The organism is Rhodoferax sp. (assembly GCF_025354435.1).
In the GTDB taxonomy this organism is placed as follows: Bacteria; Pseudomonadota; Gammaproteobacteria; order Burkholderiales; family Burkholderiaceae_C; genus Rhodoferax_B.
Window position 1 is genome coordinate 83,164 of record NZ_JANXMU010000073.1, and the last position, 23,501, is coordinate 106,664.

A 23,501-nucleotide genomic window follows, 5' to 3' on the forward strand; every position below is an offset into this window, starting at 1 on the left:
CAGTGTCTGCCGTTCCGTCTGATTTGCACCGCGCGCCGGCCCTGGTAGGCGCGCCCAACCATGGCATGCGCCGCTTCGGCGGCACGCGCCTGTCGTGGGTGGGCGCGGCTGCGGTACTGGTGTCTTTGTTTGCGCTGCTGCCGCTGGGCTTTGTGGTCTGGGTGGCCTGGCAAACCGGCTGGGAAACCGCCGCACCCCTGATTTTTCGCGCCCGCGTGGGCGAGTTACTGGTCAATACCGCCCTGCTGGAGCTGCTCACCGTGCCGATTTGCGCGGTGTTGGCCTTGGCGCTGGCCTGGCTGACCGAGCGCAGCGACCTGCCCGGTGCCCGCACCTGGGCGGCGCTGGCGGTGGCCCCGCTGGCCGTACCCGCGTTTGTGCACAGCTATGCCTGGATGACCGTGACCCCCAGCCTGCACGGTCTCTGGGGCGCGGTGCTGGTGTCCACCATCGCCTATTTCCCGTTCATGTATCTGCCTTTGTCGGCGGCCCTGCGGCGGCTCGACCCGGGCATGGAAGACGCGGCCTCGTCGCTGGGCCTGGGGCCCTGGGCTGTGTTTTTCCGCGTGGTGCTGCCGCAGTTGCGCCTGGCCCTGTGCGGCGGCGGGTTGCTGGTGGGCCTGCACCTGCTGGCCGAGTACGGCCTGTACGTGATGATCCGCTACGATACCTTCACCACGGCCATCGTCGACCAGTTCCAGTCCACCTACAACGGCCCGGCGGCCAATATGCTGGCGGGTGTGCTGGTGGTGTGCTGCTTTGGCTTGCTGGCGCTGGAGGCCCGCCTGCGCGGCCACGAACGCTATGCCCGCGTCGGCACCGGAGCCGCCCGCATGCCGGTGCGCAGCCGCCTGGGCCGCTGGACCGTATTGGCCTGGCTACTGCCTTTTTTCACCAGCCTGCTGGCGCTGGGCGTGCCCTTGTTTACCCTGGTGCGTTGGCTGATTGCCGGGGGCGCAGCCGTCTGGCATCTGGACGTGCTCGGTGCGGCGCTGGGCCAGACCCTGGTGTGGGCGGTGTTGGGCGGTGTGCTGACGACAGTGGTGTCGGTCCCCATGGCCTGGCTGTCCATCCGCAAACCCGGCAAGTTGCAACGCCTGGTGGAGGCCTGCAACTACATGGTCGGCTCGCTGCCCGGCGTGGTGGTGGCGCTGGCCCTGGTCACCATTACCGTGCGGGTGGCGCTGCCGCTGTACCAGACCGTGGCTACCATCCTGCTGGCCTACATGCTGATGTTTTTGCCGCGCGCGCTGGTCAGCCTGCGTGCAGGCATCTCCCAGGCTCCGGTGGAGCTGGAATACGCCGCCCGCAGCCTGGGCCGTACGCCTACGCAGGCGCTGTGGTCCATCACCCTGCGGCTGGCCGCGCCGGGCGCGGCGGCGGGCATGGCGATGGTGGCACTCGGCATCACCAACGAGCTCACCGCCACCTTGCTGCTGGCCCCCACTGGCACGCAAACCCTCGCCACCGCGTTCTGGGCCTTTAGCAGCGAGATTGATTACGCCGCCGCCGCCCCCTACGCGTTGATGATGGTGCTGCTGTCCATGCCCATGACCTGGCTTTTATATGTGCAATCCAAACGAACGGCTGGACGTTAATCTGACATGGGCTTTCTAGAACTACACGCAGTCCGTAAAAGCTACGGCCCCCAAGTGGCGCTGGCCGGTGTCGATCTGCAGGTGACCGCAGGCAGCCGCACCGCCATCGTCGGCCCGTCCGGCTCGGGCAAAACCACGCTGCTGCGCATCATTGCGGGCTTTGAAGCTCCGGATGTGGGCCGCGTCACCTTGGGCGGCCAGCCGCTGGCCGATGGCCCCAACGCCATTCCTGCCCACCGGCGCGGCATCGGCTTTGTGCCGCAAGAAGGTGCGCTGTTTCCGCATTTGAGCGTGGCTGACAACGTCGGCTTCGGCTTGGCCCGCAACGCCCCCGACCGCGCCCAGCGCATCACCGAGCTGATGCAGATGGTGGCGCTTGACCCCGCCATGCTGACGCGCCGCCCGCACGAACTCTCTGGCGGCCAGCAGCAGCGCGTGGCCCTGGCCCGCGCGCTGGCCCAAAGGCCGCGCCTGATGCTGCTGGACGAGCCCTTTTCGGCCCTGGACACCGGCTTGCGCGCCAGCACCCGCAAAGCCGTGGCCCAACTGCTGGGTGCCGCGGGTATCACCACTATTCTGGTCACCCACGACCAGGCCGAAGCCTTGTCGTTTGCCGACCAGGTGGCGGTGATGCGCGCTGGCCGCCTGGCCCAGGTCGGCCTGCCGCATGCCCTGTACCTGCGCCCCATTGATGCCGCCACGGCACAGTTTTTAGGTGAAACCATCGTTTTGCCCGCCCAACTGTCGCAAGGCTGGGCCACCTGCGCCCTGGGCGTGGTCGCCGCCAACGACAGCCAGCGCAAAGGCCCGGTGCAGATCATGCTGCGCCCCGAACAGTTGCAACTGGCTCCCGTGCCCGCCGACCCGATGGACACCGATGCCGAGGCCTGCTACGGCGTGGTTGAAGACATTGATTTTGGCGGTGCGCTGTGTGGCTTGACGGTCCGCCTGCTCGGGAATGCACAAAGCCACGCGGCCCCGCTGCTGGTGCGCAGCCCGGCTATCCACATTCCGCCGCTGGGCTCTACCGTGCAAATTACGGTGATGGGACAGGCCCATGTGTTCGAGGAAGCGATAGCTTAAAAAAATTGTCAACCGAATCCCCGGGTGCCTCGTTGTAGATGCACAAGGAGATTCCCGATGACCACTACGCACTACACCACCGAATACAACTGGCCTTCCGATGACCGCGATCGCCGCCGTATGCCCGCCCGCTGATCGACCTGGTTTTCAAAGACTCGGGGGATTTTTCCCGATGATCCGGTAGATCCGGCACGGTGAGACCCCCGTACAACGGCAGCCTAGGCTGCCGTTTCGTATTTTAGGGATAAAATCGGCCTCTAGCGCTTATTCCGTATGTGCTAATAGCTATGGTTTATGTAGTGGGTTGCTCAATTCTCTTTCCCACAAAAAATGGCACCCGCAGGTGCCATTTTTAGATGCCAAATAGGATTTCAGCGCATATGCGATATGCGCTGGTGGCTACGAATTCAGTAGCATTGTCCTCAAGCCGTTCCCGCCTTCACCTTCAAGCGCCAGGCGTGCAGCAGGGGCTCGGTGTAGCCGCTGGGTTGCTCCAGGCCCTTGAACACCAAATCACACGCCGCCTTGTAGGCTGCCGACGTAGCAAAGTGGCCCGCCATGTTTTTGTACGCCACGTCGCCTGCGTTCTGGCCGTCCACCACGGCGGCCATGCGCTCGAAGGTTTCGGTGATCTGGGCCTGGGTGACCACACCGTGCAGCAACCAGTTGGCCATGTGCTGGCTGCTGATGCGCAGGGTGGCGCGGTCTTCCATCAGGCCGACGTTGTGGATATCGGGCACCTTGGAGCAGCCCACGCCCTGGTCTACCCAGCGCACCACGTAGCCCAGGATGCCCTGGGCGTTGTTGTCCAGCTCCTGTTGTTTCTCGGCGGCGCTCCAGTTTGGCGTGGCGGTCACCGGGATTTGCAGCAGGGCGTTGAGGATGTGGTCGCGCTCGCCGTTGGCATCGATTTTTTCCAGTTGAATCTGGATGTCCGACACCTTGACCTGGTGGTAGTGCAGGGCGTGCAGCGTCGCGCCGGTGGGGCTGGGCACCCAGGCGGTATTGGCACCGGCCTTGGGGTGGGCAATTTTTTGCTCCAGCATGGCGTGCATCAGATCGGGCATGGCCCACATGCCCTTGCCGATTTGCGCCTTGCCGCGCAGGCCGCAGCTCAGGCCGACCAGTACATTGTTCTTCTCGTACGCGGCAATCCAGGCGCTGGACTTCATGTCGCCCTTGCGGATCATCGGGCCGGCGTACATGGCGCTGTGCATCTCGTCGCCGGTGCGGTCCAGAAAGCCGGTGTTAATGAAAGCTACGCGGGCGCTGGCGGCGGCGATGCAGGCTTTCAGATTGACGCTGGTGCGGCGCTCTTCGTCCATGATGCCCAGCTTGACGGTGTTTTCCGGTAGGCCCAGTACGGCTTCCACGCGGCCAAACAGCTCGCAGGCAAAGGCGACTTCGGCCGGGCCGTGCATCTTGGGTTTGACGATGTAGACCGAGCCTGTGCGCGAGTTGCCTTTGCGTTGCAGGTCGTGCATGGCGATGGTGACGGTGACCATCGCGTCCAGGATGCCTTCGGGGATTTCCTGGCCATTGCCGTACAGAATGGCCGGGTTGGTCATCAAATGGCCGACGTTGCGCACAAACATGAGCGAACGGCCATGCAGCGTGACCTGGCCACCGTTGGCTGCGGTGTATACGCGGTCAGGGTTCAGGCGGCGGGTGAAGCTGCCGCTGCCTTTTTGCACTTCTTCGGTCAGCGTGCCGAGCTGGATGCCCAGCCAGTTGCTGTAGGCCAGCACCTTGTCTTCGGCATCCACCACGGCGACAGAGTCCTCCAGGTCCAGGATGGTGGACAGCGCGGCTTCTAGTACCACGTCGCTGATACCGGCTGCGTCGGTTTTGCCAATCGTTGTGCTGCGGTCGATCTGGATGTCGATGTGCAGGCCGTTGTGCTGCAACAGGATGGATGTGGGGGCGGCGGGCGCGCCCTGGTAGCCGATGAAGGCTTCGGGGTGGGCCAAGCTGGTGCTGCTGTTGTGCAGGGTAATGACCAGCTGGCCGTGCTGCACGCTGTAGCCCGTGGCTTCCTTGTGCGAGCCATTGGCCAGCGGGGCGGCCTGGTCGAGCACATTGCGGGCGAAGGCGATGACCTTGGCGCCGCGCACCGGGTTGTAGCCCTTGCCTTTTTCGGCGCCACCGGCCTCCGATATCGCATCCGTGCCGTACAGCGCGTCGTACAAAGAACCCCAGCGGGCGTTGGCGGCGTTCAGGGCGTAGCGGGCGTTCAGCACCGGCACCACCAGTTGCGGCCCTGCTTGCAGGGCCAGCTCGGCATCGACATTGGAGGTGGTGGCTGCCACATTCAGGGGCATGGGCACCAGGTAGCCGATAGACTCCAAAAACGCGCGGTAGGCGGGCATGTCGGCGATGGGGCCGGGGTGGGCCTTGTGCCAGGTGTCCAGCTCGATCTGCAGGCGGTCGCGCTCGGCCAGCAAGGCGATATTCTTGGGGGCCAGATCGGCCACGATGGCATCAAAACCGGCCCAAAACCGGGCGCTGTCCACGCCGGTGCCGGGCAGCACTTTTTCGTCAATGAAGCGTTCTAGAACGGTGGCAACCTGGAGCTGGTGGCGGATCGTGCGTGCGGTCATGGTGGAGTGCCTTGGAATGGAGTGAGACAGAGAATAAAGCAAACGATGGGTCTACTGTATTCGATACTTTATGGCGTATTAATTTAGATAAATTGCATTTATAAGTGACAAAATTGAAGGTAATTGACGCCATGAAAGAACTTTGTATGACGACTGACGCGCCGCCTGCATTGCCCTATGCCCACATCCGCGTCGTCGAATTCACCCACATGGTGATGGGGCCGACCTGCGGCCTGGTGCTGGGCGACTTGGGGGCCGAAGTCATCAAGGTCGAGTCCATCGGCCACGGCCGCGAAGGCGATGCCACGCGCCAGTTGCTGGGGGCCGGGGCGGGCTTTTTTGCACTGTTCAACCGTAACAAGAAAAGCCTGGCGCTGGACCTGCAAACCCCCGAGGGCAAGGAAGCGGTGCTGCGCCTGATTGCCACCGCCGACATCGTCAGCGAAAACTTCAAGCCCGGCACCATGGCCAAGCTGGGGCTGGACTACGCCACCTTGAAGAAGCTGAACCCGCGCCTGATCTACGTCAGCCACAAAGGTTTTCTGCCCGGCCCCTACGAACACCGCACCGCGCTGGACGAGGTAGTGCAGATGATGGGCGGCCTGGCCTACATGACGGGCCGCCCGGGCGACCCGTTGCGCGCGGGCACCAGCGTGAACGACATCATGGGCGGCATGTTTGGCGCGATCGGGGCCATGGCGGCCTTGGCCCAGCGCGAGAAAACCGGCCTGGGCCAGGAGGTGCAGAGCGCGCTGTTCGAAAACAATGTGTTCCTGGTGGCCCAACACATGCTGCAGTTCGCCGTGACCGGCCAGCCCGCCGCGCCCATGCCCGAGCGCATCTCGCCTTGGGGCATTTACGACGTGTTCCAGGTCAAAGACGGCGAGCAGATTTTTCTGGCCGTTGTCAGCGACTCGGCCTGGAAGCTGTTTTGCGGGCTGTACGGTTTTGCCGACCTGCTGGCCGATGCCCGCCTGCAAAGCAACAACGACCGGGTGCGCGCCCGCGACTGGATGATGCCGGCCTTGCGGGAGCGCATGGCGGCCTTCAGCGCCGCCGAGATTGCGGCGGTGTTCGAGGCGCACGCGCTGCCCTTTGCCCCCATCACCCGCCCGCACGACCTGCTGCACGACCCGCACCTGCTGGCCACCGGTGGCCTGGCCCCCATGACCCTGCCCGACGGCCGCCCCGCCCAGACGGTGCTGCTGCCCTTCACCATGGATGGCCAGCGCCCCGGCCTGCGCCTGGACCCGCCGCGCCTGGGCGAACACAGCGCCGAGCTGCTACGCGAACTGGGCTACGGCGATGCCGAGATCCAGGCCTTGATGCTATTGAATAAATAGCTTCTAGCGCAGGTGAAATCTGCGCCAGAGCCGTATTTTTTATCAATTTACATGGACCGCTTGAAAACCCTGGAATCCTTCGTTGCCGTGGTGGCGCGCGGCAGTTTGACGGCTGCCGCCCAGGCCGAGGGCGTGGCACCGGCCATCATCGGGCGGCGGCTGGACGCATTGGAGGAGCGCCTGGGCGTGAAGCTGCTGCTGCGCACCACCCGGCGCATCAGCCTCACCCATGAGGGCAGTGCGTTTCTGGAAGACTGCCAGCGCGTGCTGGCCGACCTGGCGAATGCCGAAGCCAGCGTGTCTGCCGGGGGCGTACAGGCCAGCGGCCACTTGCGCATCACCGCGCCCGCCGGGTTTGGCCGCCGCCACGTGGCCCCGCTGGTACCGTGGTTCCGCGAGCAGCACCCGGATGTGACCGTCACCCTGAACCTGAGCGACCGCGTGGTGGATCTGGGGGGCGAGGGCTTCGACTGCGCGGTGCGGGTGGGGGATTTGCCCGATTCGTCCCTGGTCAGCGTGCGCCTGGCCGACAACCGCCGCCTGTGTGTGGCCACCCCGGCTTATCTGCAGCGCCATGGCACGCCGCAGCAGCCGGGTGATCTGGCCCGGTTCGACTGCCTGGCCTTGTCCAGTGAGGCCTCGCAAACCCGGGGTTGGGCCTTTGCCGTACCTGACAAAGACCGCACCGAAGTGTTCTACGCCAAGCCCAGCGGCCCGCTGAACTGCTCTGACGGCCAGGTGCTGCACGACTGGTGCCTGGCGGGCTACGGCATCGCCTGGCGCAGCACCTGGGAGGTGGAGGCCGAGATCGCCAGCGGCCAACTGGTGTCGGTGCTGGACGCGTTTGCCGCGCCGCCCAACGGCATCTACGCCGTGTTTGCCCAGCGCAAGCACCTGCCGCTGCGGGTGCGGCTGTGGATCGATTTTTTGAAGCTGCACTACAGCCGGCCGGGGTTTTGGACCGGGGCGGACGTAAAAAAACCCGGCTGACCGGGTTTTTGAGAGGCGGGGGAAAACCTTACTTTTTCAGGCAGTCGCTCATGAAGGCTTTGCGATCGTCGCCCTTTTTGCCAGTGGCATCCTTGTTACAGGTGGTCATTTTGGTTTGTTGGGCGGTCTTGCCGTCGTCGGCGGCAGCGGCAGGTGCGTCGGCCTTGGCGCTCAGGCAGGTTTTCATGAGAGCTTTGCGCTCATCGCCCTTTTTGCCGGTAGCGTCCTTGTTACAGGTGGTCATTTTGGTTTGCTGGGCGGTCTTGGGCTTGTCTTCGGCGTGGGCCAGGCCCAGTGAAAAGGCCATGCCCAGGGCAGCGATCAGGGGTAAGAGTCGTTTCATGCAAGCTCCAGTAGAAGAGGGTGGAAGTAATCCTGTGTACAACCTGAGGCTGGACAGGGGGATTGCACCCTATAACGGCGCATCCCGCAAGTCGAATGACGGCCCCCGTAAAATCGCTGCATGCTCTCAGTCAAACATGAATTGCTCGCGGCGCTGGCCGTCGGGCTGGAAAAAATTGCCCCCGGCGCTGGTGCCAAAGCCGCGTTCGAGTCCCCCAAGGTGGCTGCCCACGGCGATTTCGCCTGCACCGCCGCTATGCAACTGGCCAAGCCGCTCAAGCTGAACCCGCGCCAACTGGGTGAAAACCTGCGCGCGGCCCTGCTGGAGCACCCTGCGTTTGGCAAATGGGTTGAGGCCATCGACATCGCCGGGCCGGGTTTTATCAACATCAAGCTAAAACCTGCCGCTAAGCAGGAAATCGTGCGCGAAGTGCTGGCCGCCGGGGCCAGCTTCGGCGTGCAGCCCGCCAACGGCCAGCACATCTTGGTGGAATTTGTCTCGGCCAACCCCACCGGGCCACTGCACGTAGGCCATGGCCGCCAGGCCGCGCTGGGCGACGCGATCTGCAACCTGTACGCCACCCAAGGCTGGGACGTGTACCGCGAGTTTTATTACAACGACGCAGGCGTGCAGATTGGCACCTTGGCCACCAGCACGCAGATGCGCGCCAAGGGCTTTAAGCCCGGCGATGCCGAGTGGCCTGAAGCTGCCTATAACGGCGACTACATCGGTGACATTGCGGTGGACTTCCTGGCCAAGAAGACCGTCAAGGCCGACGACCGCGAAGTCACCGCCTCCGGCAATATCGACGACCTGGACTCGATCCGCGAATTCGCCGTGGCCTATCTGCGTCGCGAGCAAGACCTGGACTTGCAGGCTTTCCAGGTGAAGTTCGACAACTTCTACCTCGAATCCAGCCTGTACACCAGCGGCAAGGTCGATACCACGGTGCAACTGCTGCAAGACGCAGGCAAAACCTACGAACAAGACGGCGCGCTGTGGCTGCAGTCCACCGACTACGGCGACGACAAAAACCGCGTGATGCGCAAGACCGACGGCAGCTACACCTACTTTGTGCCCGACGTGGCCTACCACATCGCCAAATGGCAGCGCGGCTTCACTAAGGTGGTGAATATCCAGGGCACTGACCACCACGGCACCATTGCCCGCGTGCGCGCCGGGCTGCAGGCGGCCAACGTGGGCATCCCGCTGGGCTACCCCGACTACGTGCTGCACACCATGGTGCGGGTGGTACGCGGCGGCGAAGAGGTCAAAATCTCCAAGCGCGCCGGCAGCTACGTCACTCTGCGCGATGTGATCGACTGGACCAGCAAGGACGCAGTGCGCTTCTTCCTGCTCAGCCGCAAGCCCGATACCGAATACACCTTCGATATCGACCTGGCGCGCTCGCAGAACAACGACAACCCGGTTTACTACGTGCAGTACGCCCATGCCCGCATCCGCAAGATGCTGCGCGACTGGGCGGGTGATGTGGCCAGCCTGCAAGGCGCGGACCTGTCCAGCTTGCTGGTGCCCCAGGCCCAAACCCTGATGCTGCAACTGGCCAAATACCCCGAAATGCTGAGTTCGGCCACAGAGACCTTTGCGCCGCACGACGTGACCTTCTACCTGCGCGAACTGGCCGCCAACCTGCATAGCTACTACGACGCAGAGCGTGTGCTGGTAGACGACGAGGCCCTCAAACTGGCCCGCCTGGCCCTGGTCGCCGCCTGTGCCCAGGTGCTGCACAATGGTTTGGCGGTATTGGGCGTGGATGCCCCTGAAAAAATGTAAATGACAGCACGTATGAAAAAGCAAAAGCAAAGCGGCGGCACCATCATCGGCTTCATCGTCGGGGTGGTGGTGGGCCTGGGGTCAGCGCTGGCGGTGGCGGTGTACGTCACCAAGGTGCCGATTCCGTTCATGAGCGGCAAAACCCAGATCAGTGGTGCCGACCACGATGCCGCCGAAACCCAGAAAAACAAGGACTGGGACCCCAATACCCCGCTGCACGGCAAAAACCCGGTGCGTCCGGTTGTGCCTGCGGCCACGCCCGAACCCGCGCCCGAGTCCACTGCGGCCGTGCCGCCTCCCGCCGCGGTGCCTGTGACACCGCCGGTGTCGGTAGCGGCCAAACCCGTGGCCAAGCCGGAGCTCAAACCTGCCGCCAGCGCACCCGCCACCAGCGCCGACCCCCTGGGCGACCTAGCCAAGGCCAAAGCCAAGGCGGCACCGAGCACCGTGGCCACCGCCGCGCCTGCACTGGCCCCGACCGCCGAGCCGTTTGAATACTTTGTGCAGGCTGGAGCGTTTCGGACCACCGAAGATGCCGAAGCCCAGCGCGCCAAGCTGGCCATGATGGGCATGGAAGCCAAGGTCACCGAGCGCGAGCAGTCGGGCCGCACGGTCTACCGCGTGCGCATGGGCCCCTACGCCAAGCGCGACGATGCCGAGCGCGCCAAAGACAAGCTGGAAAGTGCCGGTGGCGACACCACCCTGGTCCGCGTACAGCGCTAGTCCGGCGTTACATCGACTGTTGGCTATCTGGGCTGAACTTTTTGAATCCAGCCCCGTCTGACCCCCCACAAGGAGTGATTTGCAATGAAACGTCGTGAGTTTTCGCTGACCTCAGCCAGTGTTTTGGCCGGTTCGGCCCTGGTTCTGTCGCCCATCGGCAGCGCCCACGCGCAGGGCAAAGCGCCTGTGGCGGGCACCGACTACCTAGTGTTGGACAAGCCCGTGCCCACCGATGCCCCGGCAGGCAAGGTAGAGGTGATCGAGTTTTTCTGGTACGCCTGTCCGCATTGCTTTGCCTTTGAGCCCGCGCTGGTCGCTTGGCTCAAGAAACTGCCCAAGAACGTGGCTTTCCGCCGCGTGCCGGTGGTGTTCCAGGATAGTTTCATTCCGCCGCAAAAGCTTTACTACACGCTGGAAGCCATGGGCCAGCTGGAGGCGGTACACGAAAAAGTGTTCAACGCTATCCACGTCGAACGCCAAAAGCTGGACAAAGACAGTCTGGTGATCGACTGGGCTATCAAGCAGGGTCTGGACAAGGCCAAGTTTGTGGAGACCTACAACTCGTTTTCGGTGGCCACCAAGGTGCGCAAAGCCGCGCAACTGCAAGAGGCCTACAAAGTGGCCGGTGTGCCCGCCATGGGCGTGGCCGGGCGCTTCTACACCGACGGCACGCAAGCCCAGTCGATGGAGCGCGGCCTGACCGTGGTGGACTATCTGGTGTCGCAGCAGAAAACCTGACCGGTTGTGCGTTTCCTGCATCTACGGGCCCGCTCTTGCGGGCTTTTTTCTGGGCAGGCCGAATCGACCGCTACAATCATGTGCAAGATTCGTGCCTCTATGAAAAACGCCTACCACACTCTCCTACTCTTGTTGCTGTGCGCTTGCGCGGGCGGCTCTGCCTGGGCTGAAAAAGCCGATCGCCTCAAGCCCATGAACGTCGAATCCGATGCCATGCGCTACGACGATCTGAAGCAAACCAATGTATTTACCGGCCGCGTGGTCATGACCAAGGGGACTATCGTCATCCGGGGTGCCCGCGTGGATGTGCGCCAGGATGCCGAGGGCAACCAGTTTGGTGTGGTCACCGCCGAGCCGGGCAAACTGGCTTACTTCAAGCAAAAGCGCGACGGCGTCGATGAATACATCGAAGGCGAGGGCGAAACCATCGAGTACAGCAGCAAGCTGGACAACGTGCGGTTCATCAAGCGCGCCGTGATGCGCCGCCTGCTGGGCAGCAAGGTCAACGACGAAGTCACCGGCGGTGTCATCGTCTACGACAACACTACCGATGTTTTCACGGTAGACAACGGCACCCCCGCCAACAACCCGGGCGGCCAGAACGGCCGGGTCCGCGCCATGCTGACCCCCAAGGTGGTGGTGCCAACCGAGTCCGCCCCTGCGGGCACCACCAGCCCCGCACTGCGGTCCACCACCACGCTTGAGGGGCCGCAGAAGTGACGGCCGTGGCGGAAGTCGTAGAAAGTCGCCTGGAGGCCCGCCATCTGCAAAAGACCTATGGCAGCCGCAAAGTCGTCAAAGACGTGACCCTGGCGGTCAAAAAAGGCGAGGTAGTGGGGCTGCTGGGGCCTAACGGCGCGGGCAAAACCACCTCGTTTTACATGATTGTGGGCTTGGTGCGGGCCGATGGTGGCAGCATCTCCATTGACGGCCAGCCGGTCGAGCACATGCCGATCCACCGCCGCTCGCGCCTGGGCCTGAGCTATTTGCCGCAAGAGGCCTCGATTTTTCGCAAGCTCACGGTGGAAGAAAACGTGCGCGCCGTGCTGGAGCTGCAGCACGACGCAGCGGGAAAATCGTTGACCAAGCCGATGATTGAGGAGCGCCTGACCGCCTTGCTGGAAGACCTGCGGGTTGAGCACCTGCGCCAGTCCAGCGCCATGGCCTTGTCTGGAGGCGAGCGCCGCCGGGTCGAAATCGCCCGTGCGTTGGCCACCCAGCCGCGCTTTATCCTGCTGGACGAACCGTTTGCCGGTATCGACCCGATCGCCGTGATCGAGATCCAGCGCATCATCGGCTTTTTGAAGTCGCGTGGCATCGGCGTGTTGATCACCGACCACAACGTGCGCGAAACCCTGGGTATTTGCGACCACGCCTACATCATCAGCGACGGCAACGTGCTGGCCGAAGGCACGCCGTCCGAGATCGTCGATAACGCCGATGTGCGGCGCGTCTACCTCGGCGAACATTTCCGGATGTAGTGCTTAGATGAAGCAAGGCCTCTCCCTACGCGTCTCCCAGCACCTGGCGCTCACGCCCCAGCTGCAGCAGTCCATCCGCCTCTTGCAGCTGTCCACCCTGGAACTGAGCCAGGAAGTGGACCAGATGCTGGACGACAACCCGTTTCTGGAACGTAACCTGGACGACGCGCCGCGCGAAGAGTTCGGCCTGGCCCAAGCCGACACGCCCGTCAGTGCGGGCGATCGTGAAACCGAGTCTGCTCCTACTTCTGTAGCTGAGTACGCAGGTGAATCCAGCGCTGAGGCCTCAAATGACTCTGAAACGCCGCTCACCGGCGGCGACGACACCAGTTGGGACGGCGACGGCACCTCGGAAATGAAACCCGACGACAGCGAGTGGGGCGGCGACGCACCCGCGCGCCAGAACAACCTGGGCGAAGACGGCGAGGCCGATGCCACCGAGCTGGCCCGCAACCAGGAATCGTTGACCAGCTTTCTGCACCGCCAGGCCCTGGCGCTGCGCCTGGGCGAGGTGGACCAGGCGGCGCTGCGCTTCCTGATCGAATCACTGAACGACGACGGCTACCTGGAAGACGATCTGCCCACCCTGGCCCAGGGCCTGGCTGGCGACGATGTGGAAGCCCAGGAGGAGCTGGTGCACCGCTTCACCGTGGCCCTGCGCCTGCTGCAAAGCCTGGAGCCCGCTGGCGTCGGTGCCACCCATCTGGGCGAATGCCTGGTGCTGCAGCTCAAGGCGCTGCAAGCCACCATGGGCGACGACCCGGCACGCAAAACTGCGCTGCGCATCTGCCGCCAGCCCATGGATCTGCTGGCCCGGCGCGACGTAAAGCGCTTGGCGCAGCTTTGCCACGCCACCGATGCCGACATCAAGCTGGCCATCGCGCTGATTGCCCGCCTGGAGCCCAAGCCTGGTCGCCGCTTTGTGGATGTGGAGCGCAACATCGTGGTGCCTGACGTGATCGTCGCCAAGGTCGGGCGCGGCACCAGTGCCAAGTTCCGGGTGGTGCTGAACCCCGAGGTGATGCCGCGCCTGCGCGTGCACGACATCTACGCCAACGCCCTGCGCCAGCACAAGGGCGGCGGCAGGGATTCGTCGAACAACGCGGCGCTGCAGCAGCGGCTGCAAGAGGCGCGCTGGTTCATCAAGAACATCCAACAGCGCTTCGACACCATTTTGCGGGTTAGCAACGCGATCGTGGAGCGGCAGAAGAACTTCTTCAGCCACGGCGCGCTGGCCATGCGCCCGCTGGTGCTGCGCGAGATTGCCGACGAGTTGGGCTTGCACGAGTCCACCATCAGCCGCGTCACCACTGCCAAATACATGGCCACGCCCTACGGTACCTTCGAGCTGAAATACTTCTTTGGTTCGTCCTTGGGCACCGAGACCGGCGGCAATGCGTCCAGCACGGCGGTACGCGCGCTGATCAAGCAGTTCGTGGCCTCCGAAGACCTGAAAAAGCCGCTCAGCGACAGCCAGCTATCGGACATGCTGAAAGAGCAGGGCATTGAATGCGCCCGCCGCACGGTGGCCAAGTACCGCGAAGCCCTGCGGATTGCACCGACGAATCTGCGCAAGGCCCTGTAACCGGCATCTGGCCGATCCCCGGTCCGTGCGGGCTCTGGCCAGGGGCGCTGGCAAGCCCAGGTGCCCCTATGGGATACTCCATGCCTCCCAGCGGACCCGCTCCGCGCCCCACTTTGGCACCGACTCCATGAACCAACTCCAATTATTTTTACCCTGCGCCGCTGGCGTGGAAGAGCTGCTGGCCGAAGAGGTGCACGCGATTACCGGGCTGCAAGGCGAGGATTTGCGCTCGCACCGGGGTGGTGTGCTGGTGCGCTCGTCGTGGCGCGACGCGATGCGGCTCAATTTGCACAGCCGCTTGGCGCAGCGGGTGCTGATCGAGCTGTCCAGCACGCCCTACCGCAATGAGCAAGACCTGTACGAGGCCGCCAGCAACGTGGCTTGGGAGATCTGGTTCACGCCCAAACAGAGCTTCAAGATCGAAGTCACCGCGCAGCACAGCCCGCTGACCTCGCTGAACTTCGCCGCCCTGAAGGTCAAGGATGCCGTGGCCGACCGCTTCCGCTTCAAAACCGGTGTGCGCCCCGATGTCAACGTGCAGTGGCCCGACGCACGCATCTACCTGCATCTGACCACCGAGCACGCCACCATTTACATCGACACCTCGGGCGACGCGCTGTTCAAACGCGGCTGGCGTGAAGACAAGGGCGATGCCCCGCTGAAGGAAACCCTGGCCGCCGCCATGATTGCCGCTAGCGGCTGGGACGGCACCACGCCCTTCTACGACCCCTGCTGCGGCAGCGGCACCATCGCCATCGAGGCCGCGCAGATCGCCTGTAATATCGCGCCGGGCAGCCTGCGCCGCTTTGGTTTTGAGAAATTGCTGCCGTTCCAGCCCCATGTGTGGTCGGCCATCCAGGACCAGGCAGCCGAGGCCGAGCACGAGCCACAGACCCAGATTTTCGGCAGCGACGTGGCCTTCCGGATGGTCGATTTTGCCACCCGCAATGCCGAGCGCGCCGGGGTCACGGGCGTGGTCGAGTTCCGCGGCGGTGATGCCTTGCAGCGCATGCCGCCCGCGCCATCCGGCGTGATGCTGCTGAACCCGCCCTACGGCGAGCGGATCGAGGTGGCCGGTGTGGCCGGTCGCCGCGAAGCCGCAAAAACCGAGGACGGCGAGGCCGGTAACAGCGAATTCTTCCCCCAGCTGGCCACCCACTGGAAGCGCAACTACGCCGGCTGGACCGGTTGGATCCTCACCCCCGACCTGAAACTGCCCGGCAAGATGCGCCTGAAGGAATCGCGCCGCGTGCCGATGTGGAACGGCCCCATTGAATGCCGTTTGTTCCGCTTCGACATGGTCGCCGGGTCGGCGCGGCGCGGTGCCGATGCCCCATAAGCCGCTGGAGCTGGGCGCAGGCCCGCACACGGTGGTGATCGACACCAACATCGTCCTGGATGTTTTTATCTTCGACGACAAGATCTCCAAACCCTTGCAGCCCGCGCTGGCCAGCGGCCAACTGCGCTGGCTGGCCACGCAGCACATGCGCAACGAGCTGGAGCGGGTGCTGGACTACGCGCACCTTATTCCCAAGCTGGCTTTTTACCAAACCAGCAAAGCCGATGTGCTGGCCCAGTTCGACCGATACGCCACGCTGGTGGAGGTGGCCCCCCGCACCACCGCTATCTGCAAGGACCCGGACGACCAGTGCTTCATCGACCTGGCCGTGGCCCACCAGGCGCTGCTCTTGAGCAAGGATAAAGCCGTACTTTCTATGAAAAAAAGGCTTCTAGCCCAGGGCGTATCTACACAAGTGGCTATTCTATTTGTAGCGTAAAGCTGTCGGCGCTGGCGCGTGGCCAGTAGAACTTGTAGACATTTGGCAGGGCGCTGATGTCCCGGTCCAGCAGGGCATCCATGGGCAGTGGCGGCATCAGGCTGACCAGCAGCTTGACTCCGGTTTCGTTCACCCGGCGCACGATGTGGTGGGCGGTGATGTCGCCCGGGTGCATCAGCCCGGCGGCCTGCACCATCTCTTTCAGCGCCTTCAGCGTGTTCTGGTGGAAGTTGAAGACCCGCACCGCTTTGTCGGGCACGATCAGCGCCTGCTGGCGCACGGGGTCTTGGGTGGTCACCCCTGTGGGGCAGTGGCCGGTGTGGCAGGCCTGGGCCTGCAGGCAGCCCAGCGCAAACATGAAGCCCCGGGCCGAATTGCACCAGTCGGCCCCCAGCGCCATCATCCGTGCGATGTCGAAGGCGCTGACCACCTTGCCCGCGCAGCCCAGTTGGATGCGGCTGCGCAAACCCACGCCGCGCAGGGTGTTGTGCACCAGCTGCAGGCCCTCTTGAAGCGGCGCGCCTACGTGGTCGGTGAATTCGAGCGGTGCCGCGCCGGTGCCACCCTCGGCCCCGTCCACCACGATGAAGTCGGGCGTGATGCCGGTGACCTGCATGGCCTTGACCATGGCAAACCATTCCCAGGGGTGGCCGATGCACAGCTTGAAGCCGGTGGGCTTGCCGCCCGACAGTTCGCGCAGCCGGGCGATGAACAGCATCATTTCCACCGGGTTCGTGAAGGCGCTGTGGGCGGAGGGCGACACGCAGTCCACCCCCTCGGGCACGCCGCGGGCCTCGGCAATCTCGGCGCTCACCTTGGGGCCGGGCAGCACGCCACCGTGGCCGGGCTTGGCCCCCTGGCTGAGCTTGAGCTCAATCATCTTGACCTGCGGGTTGGCGGCGTTGGCGGCAAAGCGCTCGGGGTTGAATGTGCCGTCGTCGTTGCGGCAGCCGAAGTAGCCCGAGCCGATCTCCCACACCAGGTCCCCGCCATGGGTTTTGTGGTGTACCGAGATCGAGCCTTCGCCCGTGTCGTGCGCAAAGTGGCCTTGCTTGGCCCCCTGGTTCAGTGCCAGGATGGCGTTGGCCGACAGCGCGCCAAAGCTCATCGCCGAGATGCTGAACACGCTGGCGCTGTAGGGCTGGGTGCAGCTGGAGCTGACGGCCTGCAGCCCGGTGCGGCTGTCCAGCCCGATGGTGGTGCGAAAGTCGTGTGTGGGGCTGACGGTGGGGGCCACCGAGTGGTTGATCCACTCATAGCCCTCGGCCAGCACGTCCAGCTGGGTGCCAAACGGGCGCTTGTCAATGTCGCTCTTGGCGCGCTGGTACACCAGCGAACGCTGGGCGCGCGAAAACGGGTTGGCATCGTTGTCGGCTTCGATGAAGTATTGGCGGATTTCGGGGCGCACGTACTCCAGTATGTAGCGCATGTGGCCGATCACCGGGTAGTTGCGCAGCACCGACTTTTTGGTCTGGCGCAGGTCAAAAATCCCCAGCACCACCAGCCCCCCAAACACCAGCAGCGGCAGCAGCCCGGTGTGGAAGGCCACTAGGCTGAACAGGCTCAGCAACAGGCCCATCACGCACAGCCCCATGGCGGTGTAGCGGATGGGGTAGACCGTATTCAAGTATTCCAGCATAGACATTTCTCCTGGGCGCGATGCTACTGGCTAAACTGGGGGTTTGCTACCAGTGATCACCATGACTTCGACCTCCCTACCCCCCCTGCAGCCCGACGACTTTGATGCCCTGGATCTGATCCTGGAAGACCTGCGTGAGCGCTATGACGAAACTCCGCAGTGGGAGTTTTGTGAGGGCTTCATGGCCGCCGTCATTTGTGGCCGCAAGCCCATCGCCCCCAGCGAGTACCTGTCGGTGCTGCTCGACATTGGTGAAGACGGCGAAGGCAGCTTTGCCGACGAGGCCCAAAAAGAAGCCTTCATGTCCCTGTGGATGCGCCGCTTTGCGGAAGTGACCACGGCGCTGGACGAAGAGGATGTGCGCAACCTGTCGGACGAAAAAGCTTACACCCCTGAGGTGCTGGACGTGCGCGCCATGATGCTGTCGCTGAGCCCCGAAGAACGTGCCGAAGCCATGCTGGGTGAAGAAGACGAAGGCCCGCTGCCCGCGTTCGGCCAGGTGTGGGCCTTGGGCTTCATGTTCGCGGTCGAATCCTGGCCCGAAGAATGGGTGGCCCCGGCCAAAGACAAAGAAGCCGTGAAGGCGCTGGATGCGGCGCTGGATGCCATCGTGGCACTCACCGAAGACGACACCGGCCCGGCCGAAGTCTCCGCCTTTGGTCCGGATGAAGAAGGTGGCGAAGAGCCACCCCCCAGCATGTCCATGGCCCGCATGGAGGCCTTTGGCGAGGCCATGTGGGCGGTGTACGACCTGCGCGGACTCTGGCGCAGCATTGGCCCGCGGGTGGAAACCGTGCGCGTCGAGGCCACGCCAGGTCGTAATGACGCATGCCCTTGTGGCAGCGGGAAAAAGTACAAGAAGTGCCACGGCATGACCTGATCGCACACCCCCAGGCTACAGCGCAAGCGCTTTCCGTTAACTCCTTCGTATCGGTTTGAAAAACCGATACGACATACAGGGGCGATGCTGGTGGCCTGGCAGAGCCAGTTCCACGGCCTCCTGGGAGCGCGCGTCCTGTCTGAAAGTTGGGTGAGCTACGAGTGAGCCTCTACGGCACTTGGTAGAAGTTCAGGCTCACGGCCTCGCCAGAAACTTCTTTAAATTAGCGGCGGCCTGTCGGCGTACCTTGGTGAGCAGAAGCGGGGTCCAGCCCAGTAGCAGCCCTGGAGTGCCCAATGCCTGGCGCGACCAGCGCCAAAAATCAAACCGGTCCACGTGGTTCACGATCAGCCCTGCCGGGTTAAAGCTGAAGGCGCTGTCAATCCGGTTATGCACCAGTCGACCCGTCGTGCTGAACCGGTAGTGCGCCTCCCAGTGGGCCTTACCAGTGCTGGCATCGGCCTGTAGGCCACTGGATTCCAGCTCCCATACATCCCGGCCCTGGGTGCGGGTAGCGGCGCACAGCATGCGCCACATGCCGCCAAGCTCCCGCTTTCCATGCAAAGAAAATACTTCATCGTCAAACTGCGCGTCCTCTGCATAGCAGGCAGCCATGGTGTCGGCGTCGAGCTGGGCAAAGGCCGCATAAAAACGTTCCAGCGTTCGTTGGTTAGGGTGCATGGCGTCCTTTTATTGTTTCAAATAATTACATTCTGAGTGCTCTGGCCTTGTATAGACTACACATTGCTTACGCACTGTGTGCAGCTGTTACAAGCGGGGAGTTTGGGGGCTTGATTGGAGCTTTGCAGAATGCGTGAACTGAAAGAATACGGGCGTAAATCGTGTGGCACGCGCCGTATTGGGGGCGTATGCCAATCGGTAGACCGTCCATATCCATCCTGGCTCTCCATGCGCGGCACGTACTGCGTTTTGCCCATGGGAAGTTGGTCCACGTTAACCGATAGCCTGTGCAGCGCTGCAGGCCGATCCTTTTTGAGTGCCCTATCCCTGTGCAGTCTTTAAGCTCCATCCATCCGGTTATCAGTTTTCGCAACAGCAAGCATGAAGCCGTTCGCGGTACCCTCGTCAGCCACCAGCGGGGCTCTTTGGTCATGGAGGTGTACAACCCGGATGCCTTGGTGCAGATCAGCGAAATGCTGCACGACCTCACTGTGCGCTCCGCCCAGCAGACGGTGTACCAGGGCAAGGCCGTGGTTGTCAGCTTGGTCAATACCGGCCTGATGGTGGTGGTATCTGTAAATTTGATGGACCAGTGGAACGAGGTGGGGCTGATGCAGCCCGGCTCCGCCGCCGTCGGCCAGGCCGCCAGTGCCTTTGTGCAGGACTGGGGCAGCCGCTTCAATGTACGGCGCGAATACCAGGTGGTGGTGAGCGAAATGCGGGCCTATTTTTCCGAGGTGTCGCGCTGGGTGGACCAGCTCGACGTGGCTGGCAGCCTGCCGCGCGATGCCGACGGGCGGATCCAGCCCGAGGTGTTTGTCGAACTGGGCACCCCGCTGCTACACAAGGGCCGCGAATATCTGCTGTGGTTTGACCGGGAAGCCGCCCTGGTGCCGGAAGACTTGGTGCCCATGCACCGCAGCTTTGCCCAAACCGCCATCCATCCGCTGATATTGCGGGCCCCATTTGTGCACCGCACCTTCTCCAAGCCCATGGGCTACGCGGGTGATTACGAGATGGTGAACCAGATCGTGGGGGACCCCCGGCAGGGCCCCACCAGCTATTTCCAGTTGGTGAACTTCATGTTTTTGCAGGCCGGTGTGGCCCAGGCCCACCGCAACCGCATTGATATCCTGCTGGAACGGCTGGAAAAACTCGCCGCGCAGGCAGTGCAACTTGGGCGACCAATGCGGGTGCTCAATATCGGCTGCGGTCCGGCCCTGGAAATCCAGCGGCTGGTGCAAAAAAATCCGCATTTTGATAGCCTGGAATTCGTGCTGGTGGATTTCAGCGAAGAAACCCTGGACTACACCCGCAAGCTGCTGGAGGGGCTGCAGCAGGGCACGGGCAGAACCCTGCGCCTCACCATGCAGCACGCGTCGGTCAACCAGTTGCTCAAGCGCGCCACCCTGACCCAGCCCCTGGCCGATGCCGACCGGTTTGATTACGTGTACTGTGCGGGTTTGTTTGATTATTTGACCGACAAGGTGTGCAACCGCCTCATCAAATACATGGCCAGCCAGTCGCGCGTGGGTGGCAAGCTACTGATCACCAATGTGCATTCCAGTAACCCTGAGCGGCGCTGGATGGAGCATTTTTTAGAATGGCATCTGGTGTACCGCGATGAGGCCGGTGTGCAAAAAATCCTGCCGCCTGGGCTGCGCGATACCCAGGTCTATACCGATGTCACGGGGGTGAATGTTTTTGTCGAGTCCACCGTGGGTGAACTAGGCACATGATGCGATTCATCCAGCCGCGCAAAAATGCAGCCTACCGTAAAGAGCTGCACGGGTATTTGATTTTTAACAGCCGCGCGGCCTGCCTGATGACCATGGCTCTGGTGCTGGCCGGGCTGGCGCTGGACCATATTTTTTACCCCCAGTTTGCCCCTGAGTTTTTTGTGTTGCGCATCGCCGTCTGTGCGTTGATCGGGCTGGTACTGCTGAGCTACCGGGGGGCTTGGGGCCGCGAGCACATCAAGGCGTTGACGTATTTCTGGATTTGCATTCCCCAGGCCATGGTGTCCTGGATGATTTTCAAAACCGATGGCGAGCAGTCGATCTATTTCGTGGGTCTGACCTTTGTTTTGAGTGGAATGGCGTTTTTCTTACCGATCTCTTTTCTGGAAGCTACCTTTTTTGGCACCTTGACCCTGGTGGCTTACTGTGCGGCCTGTATTTGGCGCAAAGGCGGTATCCAGGACTTTCACGCCTTTTGGGGCAACGCCTTGTTCATGCTTTTTTACGCCATCATCGGAGTGTCTTTGGCCGTTTACAACGAGCGTTGGCGCTGGCTGTCGTATCGGCTCAAAAAAGAAATCGAGCAGAAAAATATCGCCCTGCAGCAAACCAACCGGGCTCTGGCCGAGATCAAGGGCCACATGATGCAGCAGGAAAAAATGGCCGCTCTGGGCACCCTGGCCGCCGGTTTGCTGCACGAGGTCAACAACCCGGTCAACTACAGCCTGATGGCGCTCAACATGTCCTTGATGGACCCAGGGGTGCTGAAAAGCGCCGACCTGCAAGAAAGCCTGGGCGATGCCAAAGAGGGCATGCAGCGGGTGCAAAGCATCGTCTCCGACCTCAAAACCTTTGCCTACCAGCAGCCTGGTGACACCAGCAACAGCCGCATCTTCCTGTTTGAAAAAGCCCTGCAGTCGGCCCTGCGCCTGACCGGCTTTGAGCTCAAGGGTATCGCCGTGCCGGTGGACCTGCCCCTGGACACCCATGTGCGTGGCGACGAGCCGGCACTCATCGGCGTGCTCATCAATCTGCTGGGCAATGCCGCGCTGGCCTTGCACAAAGCCGGCCGCGCCGCGCCGTGCATCGTTGTGCGGGCCGTGCACGTGGGTGAGCGGCTGGAAGTCACCGTGCGCGACAACGGCACCGGCATCCAGCCCGAGCACCTCGCCCGCGTGTTCGAGCCGTTTTTTACCACCCGCGACGTGGGCAAAGGCCTGGGCCTGGGCCTGAGTGTCAGCTATGCCATCGTGCAGCGCCACGGCGGCTCCCTGCGTGTCAGCAGCGAGCCTGGCGCGTGGACCGAATTTGCGTTTGACTTAGGACTTGCCCATAAAAATGTCTGAATTTGCCCCGTTCGTGCCACCCGCCACCACCATCTTGTACGTAGATGATGAGCCCCAGTCTTGCAAATGGTTTGCCCGCAGCCTGGCAGACGAATTCACCATACTCACCGCCACCAGCGTAGATGCCGCGCTGGCCATACTGCAAGCCCACGGGTCTGAGATTGCCGTGGTGGTCACCGACTACCGCATGCCCCAGCGCGACGGCATGGACCTGCTGCGCGTAGTACTGCGGGACTACCGGCCGCTGGTGCGCATGCTGGCCACCGGGTATGCCGACAAATCGCTGGCCATCACTGCCGTCAACGAGGGGCAGGTGTTCCGTATTTTGGAAAAACCGCTGGCCATTGAGTTCACCCGCCAAGCCTTGCGCGACGCACTGGCCCTGTACCGCCAGCAGACGCTGCAGCACCTGGTGCATGCCAGCCGCGTCACCGCCATGCGCGACACCCTGGGTTTTTTGGCCCACGAACTCCATACCCCGCTGGGCACTGTGCGGGGCTACATTGCGGCCTTGAAAGAGCGGCACCTGGCCCCTGAGTTCACCCCGGCAGACAAGGCCGGCGTGGCGTTGTTTGCCGAGGGGGTGCCGGGCGAAATCATGAAGGCACTGCTATCGGCCGAGCGCCAGGCCCTGTACTGCCAGTCGCTGGTATCCAGCTTCGTGCAATCGGCCCGCGATGCCTACCCCGATGCCTCTGGTACTCCCCAACCTCTGATGGCCAGTAGCCTGCTCAAGGCCTTGCTGGACGAATACCCCTTTAGCGGTGATGAGCGCACATGCGTCAGCATCCAGGTCGAGGCCGATTTCGTGCTGCCGGGCCGCCGCGACCTGCTGTACCTGGTGCTGTGCACCCTGACTAAAAACGCCTTGCTAGCCCTGCGTGGCTGGCCCCAGCCGCGTCTGCTCATCTGGCTAGGCTTTGATGCAGACACCCAGCGTACCTGCATCCGCTTTGCCGACAATGGCCCCGGCATTGCGCCCGTGCTGCTGGAGCGCCTGACCCTGCAACCCACGGCCCCGCGCGCCGACACCGGCCGCCACGGCATGGGCCTGGTGCTGTGCCGCCGCGTGCTGCAGTCCATGGGTGCCAGCATTGCGATTACCTCCGTCGCTGGACAAGGGGCGTGCGTAGCCCTGTATTTCTAGTCTTTTTCTGTTG

General features: G+C 63.1%; 20 protein-coding genes. 16 read left to right on the forward strand and 4 right to left on the reverse strand.

Annotated elements, in window-relative coordinates; genetic code table 11:
* The first annotated feature begins 2 nt into the window (after nt 1–2).
* Complete coding sequence (locus tag Q0T48_RS18300) at nt 3–1,598, forward strand: iron ABC transporter permease (RefSeq protein WP_295959266.1); 1,596 nt, start codon at nt 3–5, stop codon at nt 1,596–1,598.
* 6 nt (nt 1,599–1,604) lie between these two features.
* Nucleotides 1,605–2,681, forward strand: coding sequence for an ABC transporter ATP-binding protein (locus Q0T48_RS18305; protein WP_295959268.1), 1,077 nt, complete (start codon nt 1,605–1,607; stop codon nt 2,679–2,681).
* A gap of 422 nt (nt 2,682–3,103) precedes the next feature.
* On the opposite strand, the gene Q0T48_RS18310 is transcribed toward Q0T48_RS18305, so the two are convergent.
* Nucleotides 3,104–5,281: a malate synthase G gene (locus Q0T48_RS18310; protein ID WP_295959273.1), complete on the reverse strand. Its 2,178-nt coding sequence runs from the start codon at nt 5,279–5,281 to the stop codon at nt 3,104–3,106.
* A 146-nt stretch (nt 5,282–5,427) separates the two neighbouring features.
* Here Q0T48_RS18310 and Q0T48_RS18315 point away from each other — a divergent pair, with 146 nt between their 5' ends.
* Complete coding sequence (locus tag Q0T48_RS18315; RefSeq protein WP_295959275.1) at nt 5,428–6,624, forward strand: CaiB/BaiF CoA-transferase family protein; 1,197 nt, start codon at nt 5,428–5,430, stop codon at nt 6,622–6,624.
* Nucleotides 6,625–6,675: 51 nt separating this feature from the next.
* Nucleotides 6,676–7,614 carry a LysR family transcriptional regulator gene (locus tag Q0T48_RS18320; protein WP_295959278.1) on the forward strand — a complete coding sequence of 313 codons (939 nt, stop codon included), beginning with the start codon at nt 6,676–6,678 and terminating at the stop codon, nt 7,612–7,614.
* 28 nt (nt 7,615–7,642) lie between these two features.
* On the opposite strand, the gene Q0T48_RS18325 is transcribed toward Q0T48_RS18320, so the two are convergent.
* Complete coding sequence (locus tag Q0T48_RS18325; protein ID WP_295959281.1) at nt 7,643–7,957, reverse strand: PsiF family protein; 315 nt, start codon at nt 7,955–7,957, stop codon at nt 7,643–7,645.
* Between the two features lie 120 nt (nt 7,958–8,077).
* Here Q0T48_RS18325 and argS point away from each other — a divergent pair, with 120 nt between their 5' ends.
* The 8 genes from argS to Q0T48_RS18365 all read left to right on the forward strand — a co-directional run bounded on the left by argS (nt 8,078) and on the right by Q0T48_RS18365 (nt 16,056).
* The gene (argS, locus tag Q0T48_RS18330) at nt 8,078–9,751 is read left to right on the forward strand and encodes an arginine--tRNA ligase (RefSeq protein WP_295959283.1); all 1,674 of its coding nucleotides are present in this window, start codon (nt 8,078–8,080) and stop codon (nt 9,749–9,751) included.
* 12 nt (nt 9,752–9,763) lie between these two features.
* Entirely contained in the window at nt 9,764–10,474 is a 711-nt protein-coding gene (locus tag Q0T48_RS18335; protein WP_295959286.1) for an SPOR domain-containing protein, read from the forward strand.
* 84 nt (nt 10,475–10,558) lie between these two features.
* Entirely contained in the window at nt 10,559–11,212 is a 654-nt protein-coding gene (locus tag Q0T48_RS18340; protein ID WP_295959289.1) for a thiol:disulfide interchange protein DsbA/DsbL, read from the forward strand.
* A gap of 99 nt (nt 11,213–11,311) precedes the next feature.
* Nucleotides 11,312–11,932 (forward strand): lipopolysaccharide transport periplasmic protein LptA, encoded by a 621-nt coding sequence (lptA, locus tag Q0T48_RS18345; RefSeq protein WP_295959292.1) that lies wholly within the window; start codon nt 11,312–11,314, stop codon nt 11,930–11,932.
* 5 nt (nt 11,933–11,937) lie between these two features.
* Complete coding sequence (gene lptB, locus Q0T48_RS18350) at nt 11,938–12,693, forward strand: LPS export ABC transporter ATP-binding protein (protein WP_295959295.1); 756 nt, start codon at nt 11,938–11,940, stop codon at nt 12,691–12,693.
* A 7-nt stretch (nt 12,694–12,700) separates the two neighbouring features.
* Nucleotides 12,701–14,278, forward strand: coding sequence for an RNA polymerase factor sigma-54 (locus Q0T48_RS18355; RefSeq protein WP_295959298.1), 1,578 nt, complete (start codon nt 12,701–12,703; stop codon nt 14,276–14,278).
* 127 nt (nt 14,279–14,405) lie between these two features.
* Nucleotides 14,406–15,617, forward strand: a complete 1,212-nt coding sequence (locus tag Q0T48_RS18360; protein ID WP_295959300.1) for a class I SAM-dependent RNA methyltransferase — start codon at nt 14,406–14,408, stop codon at nt 15,615–15,617.
* The gene (locus Q0T48_RS18365; RefSeq protein WP_295959302.1) at nt 15,607–16,056 is read left to right on the forward strand and encodes a putative toxin-antitoxin system toxin component, PIN family; all 450 of its coding nucleotides are present in this window, start codon (nt 15,607–15,609) and stop codon (nt 16,054–16,056) included. Before Q0T48_RS18360 ends, Q0T48_RS18365 begins: the two co-directional genes overlap by 11 nt.
* On the opposite strand, the gene Q0T48_RS18370 is transcribed toward Q0T48_RS18365, so the two are convergent.
* On the reverse strand, nt 16,037–17,695 hold the full coding sequence (locus Q0T48_RS18370; RefSeq protein ID WP_295959304.1) for an FMN-binding glutamate synthase family protein: 1,659 nt from the start codon (nt 17,693–17,695) through the stop codon (nt 16,037–16,039). The genes Q0T48_RS18365 and Q0T48_RS18370 overlap by 20 nt on opposite strands.
* A 61-nt stretch (nt 17,696–17,756) precedes the next feature.
* Between Q0T48_RS18370 and Q0T48_RS18375 the strand changes: the two genes are divergently transcribed.
* On the forward strand, nt 17,757–18,575 hold the full coding sequence (locus tag Q0T48_RS18375) for a UPF0149 family protein (RefSeq protein WP_295959307.1): 819 nt from the start codon (nt 17,757–17,759) through the stop codon (nt 18,573–18,575).
* 195 nt (nt 18,576–18,770) lie between these two features.
* Here Q0T48_RS18375 and Q0T48_RS18380 read toward each other — a convergent pair whose 3' ends face one another.
* Nucleotides 18,771–19,256: a nuclear transport factor 2 family protein gene (locus Q0T48_RS18380; RefSeq protein WP_295959309.1), complete on the reverse strand. Its 486-nt coding sequence runs from the start codon at nt 19,254–19,256 to the stop codon at nt 18,771–18,773.
* A gap of 329 nt (nt 19,257–19,585) precedes the next feature.
* On the opposite strand from Q0T48_RS18380, the gene Q0T48_RS18385 reads away from it, so the two are divergent.
* The 3 genes from Q0T48_RS18385 to Q0T48_RS18395 are packed head-to-tail and all read left to right on the forward strand — an operon-like array spanning nt 19,586 to nt 23,488.
* Nucleotides 19,586–20,995, forward strand: coding sequence for a class I SAM-dependent methyltransferase (locus Q0T48_RS18385; protein ID WP_295959311.1), 1,410 nt, complete (start codon nt 19,586–19,588; stop codon nt 20,993–20,995).
* The gene (locus Q0T48_RS18390; RefSeq protein ID WP_295959313.1) at nt 20,992–22,341 is read left to right on the forward strand and encodes an ATP-binding protein; all 1,350 of its coding nucleotides are present in this window, start codon (nt 20,992–20,994) and stop codon (nt 22,339–22,341) included. Before Q0T48_RS18385 ends, Q0T48_RS18390 begins: the two co-directional genes overlap by 4 nt.
* Nucleotides 22,334–23,488 carry a hybrid sensor histidine kinase/response regulator gene (locus Q0T48_RS18395; protein ID WP_295959316.1) on the forward strand — a complete coding sequence of 385 codons (1,155 nt, stop codon included), beginning with the start codon at nt 22,334–22,336 and terminating at the stop codon, nt 23,486–23,488. Before Q0T48_RS18390 ends, Q0T48_RS18395 begins: the two co-directional genes overlap by 8 nt.
* Nucleotides 23,489–23,501 lie beyond the last annotated feature (13 nt).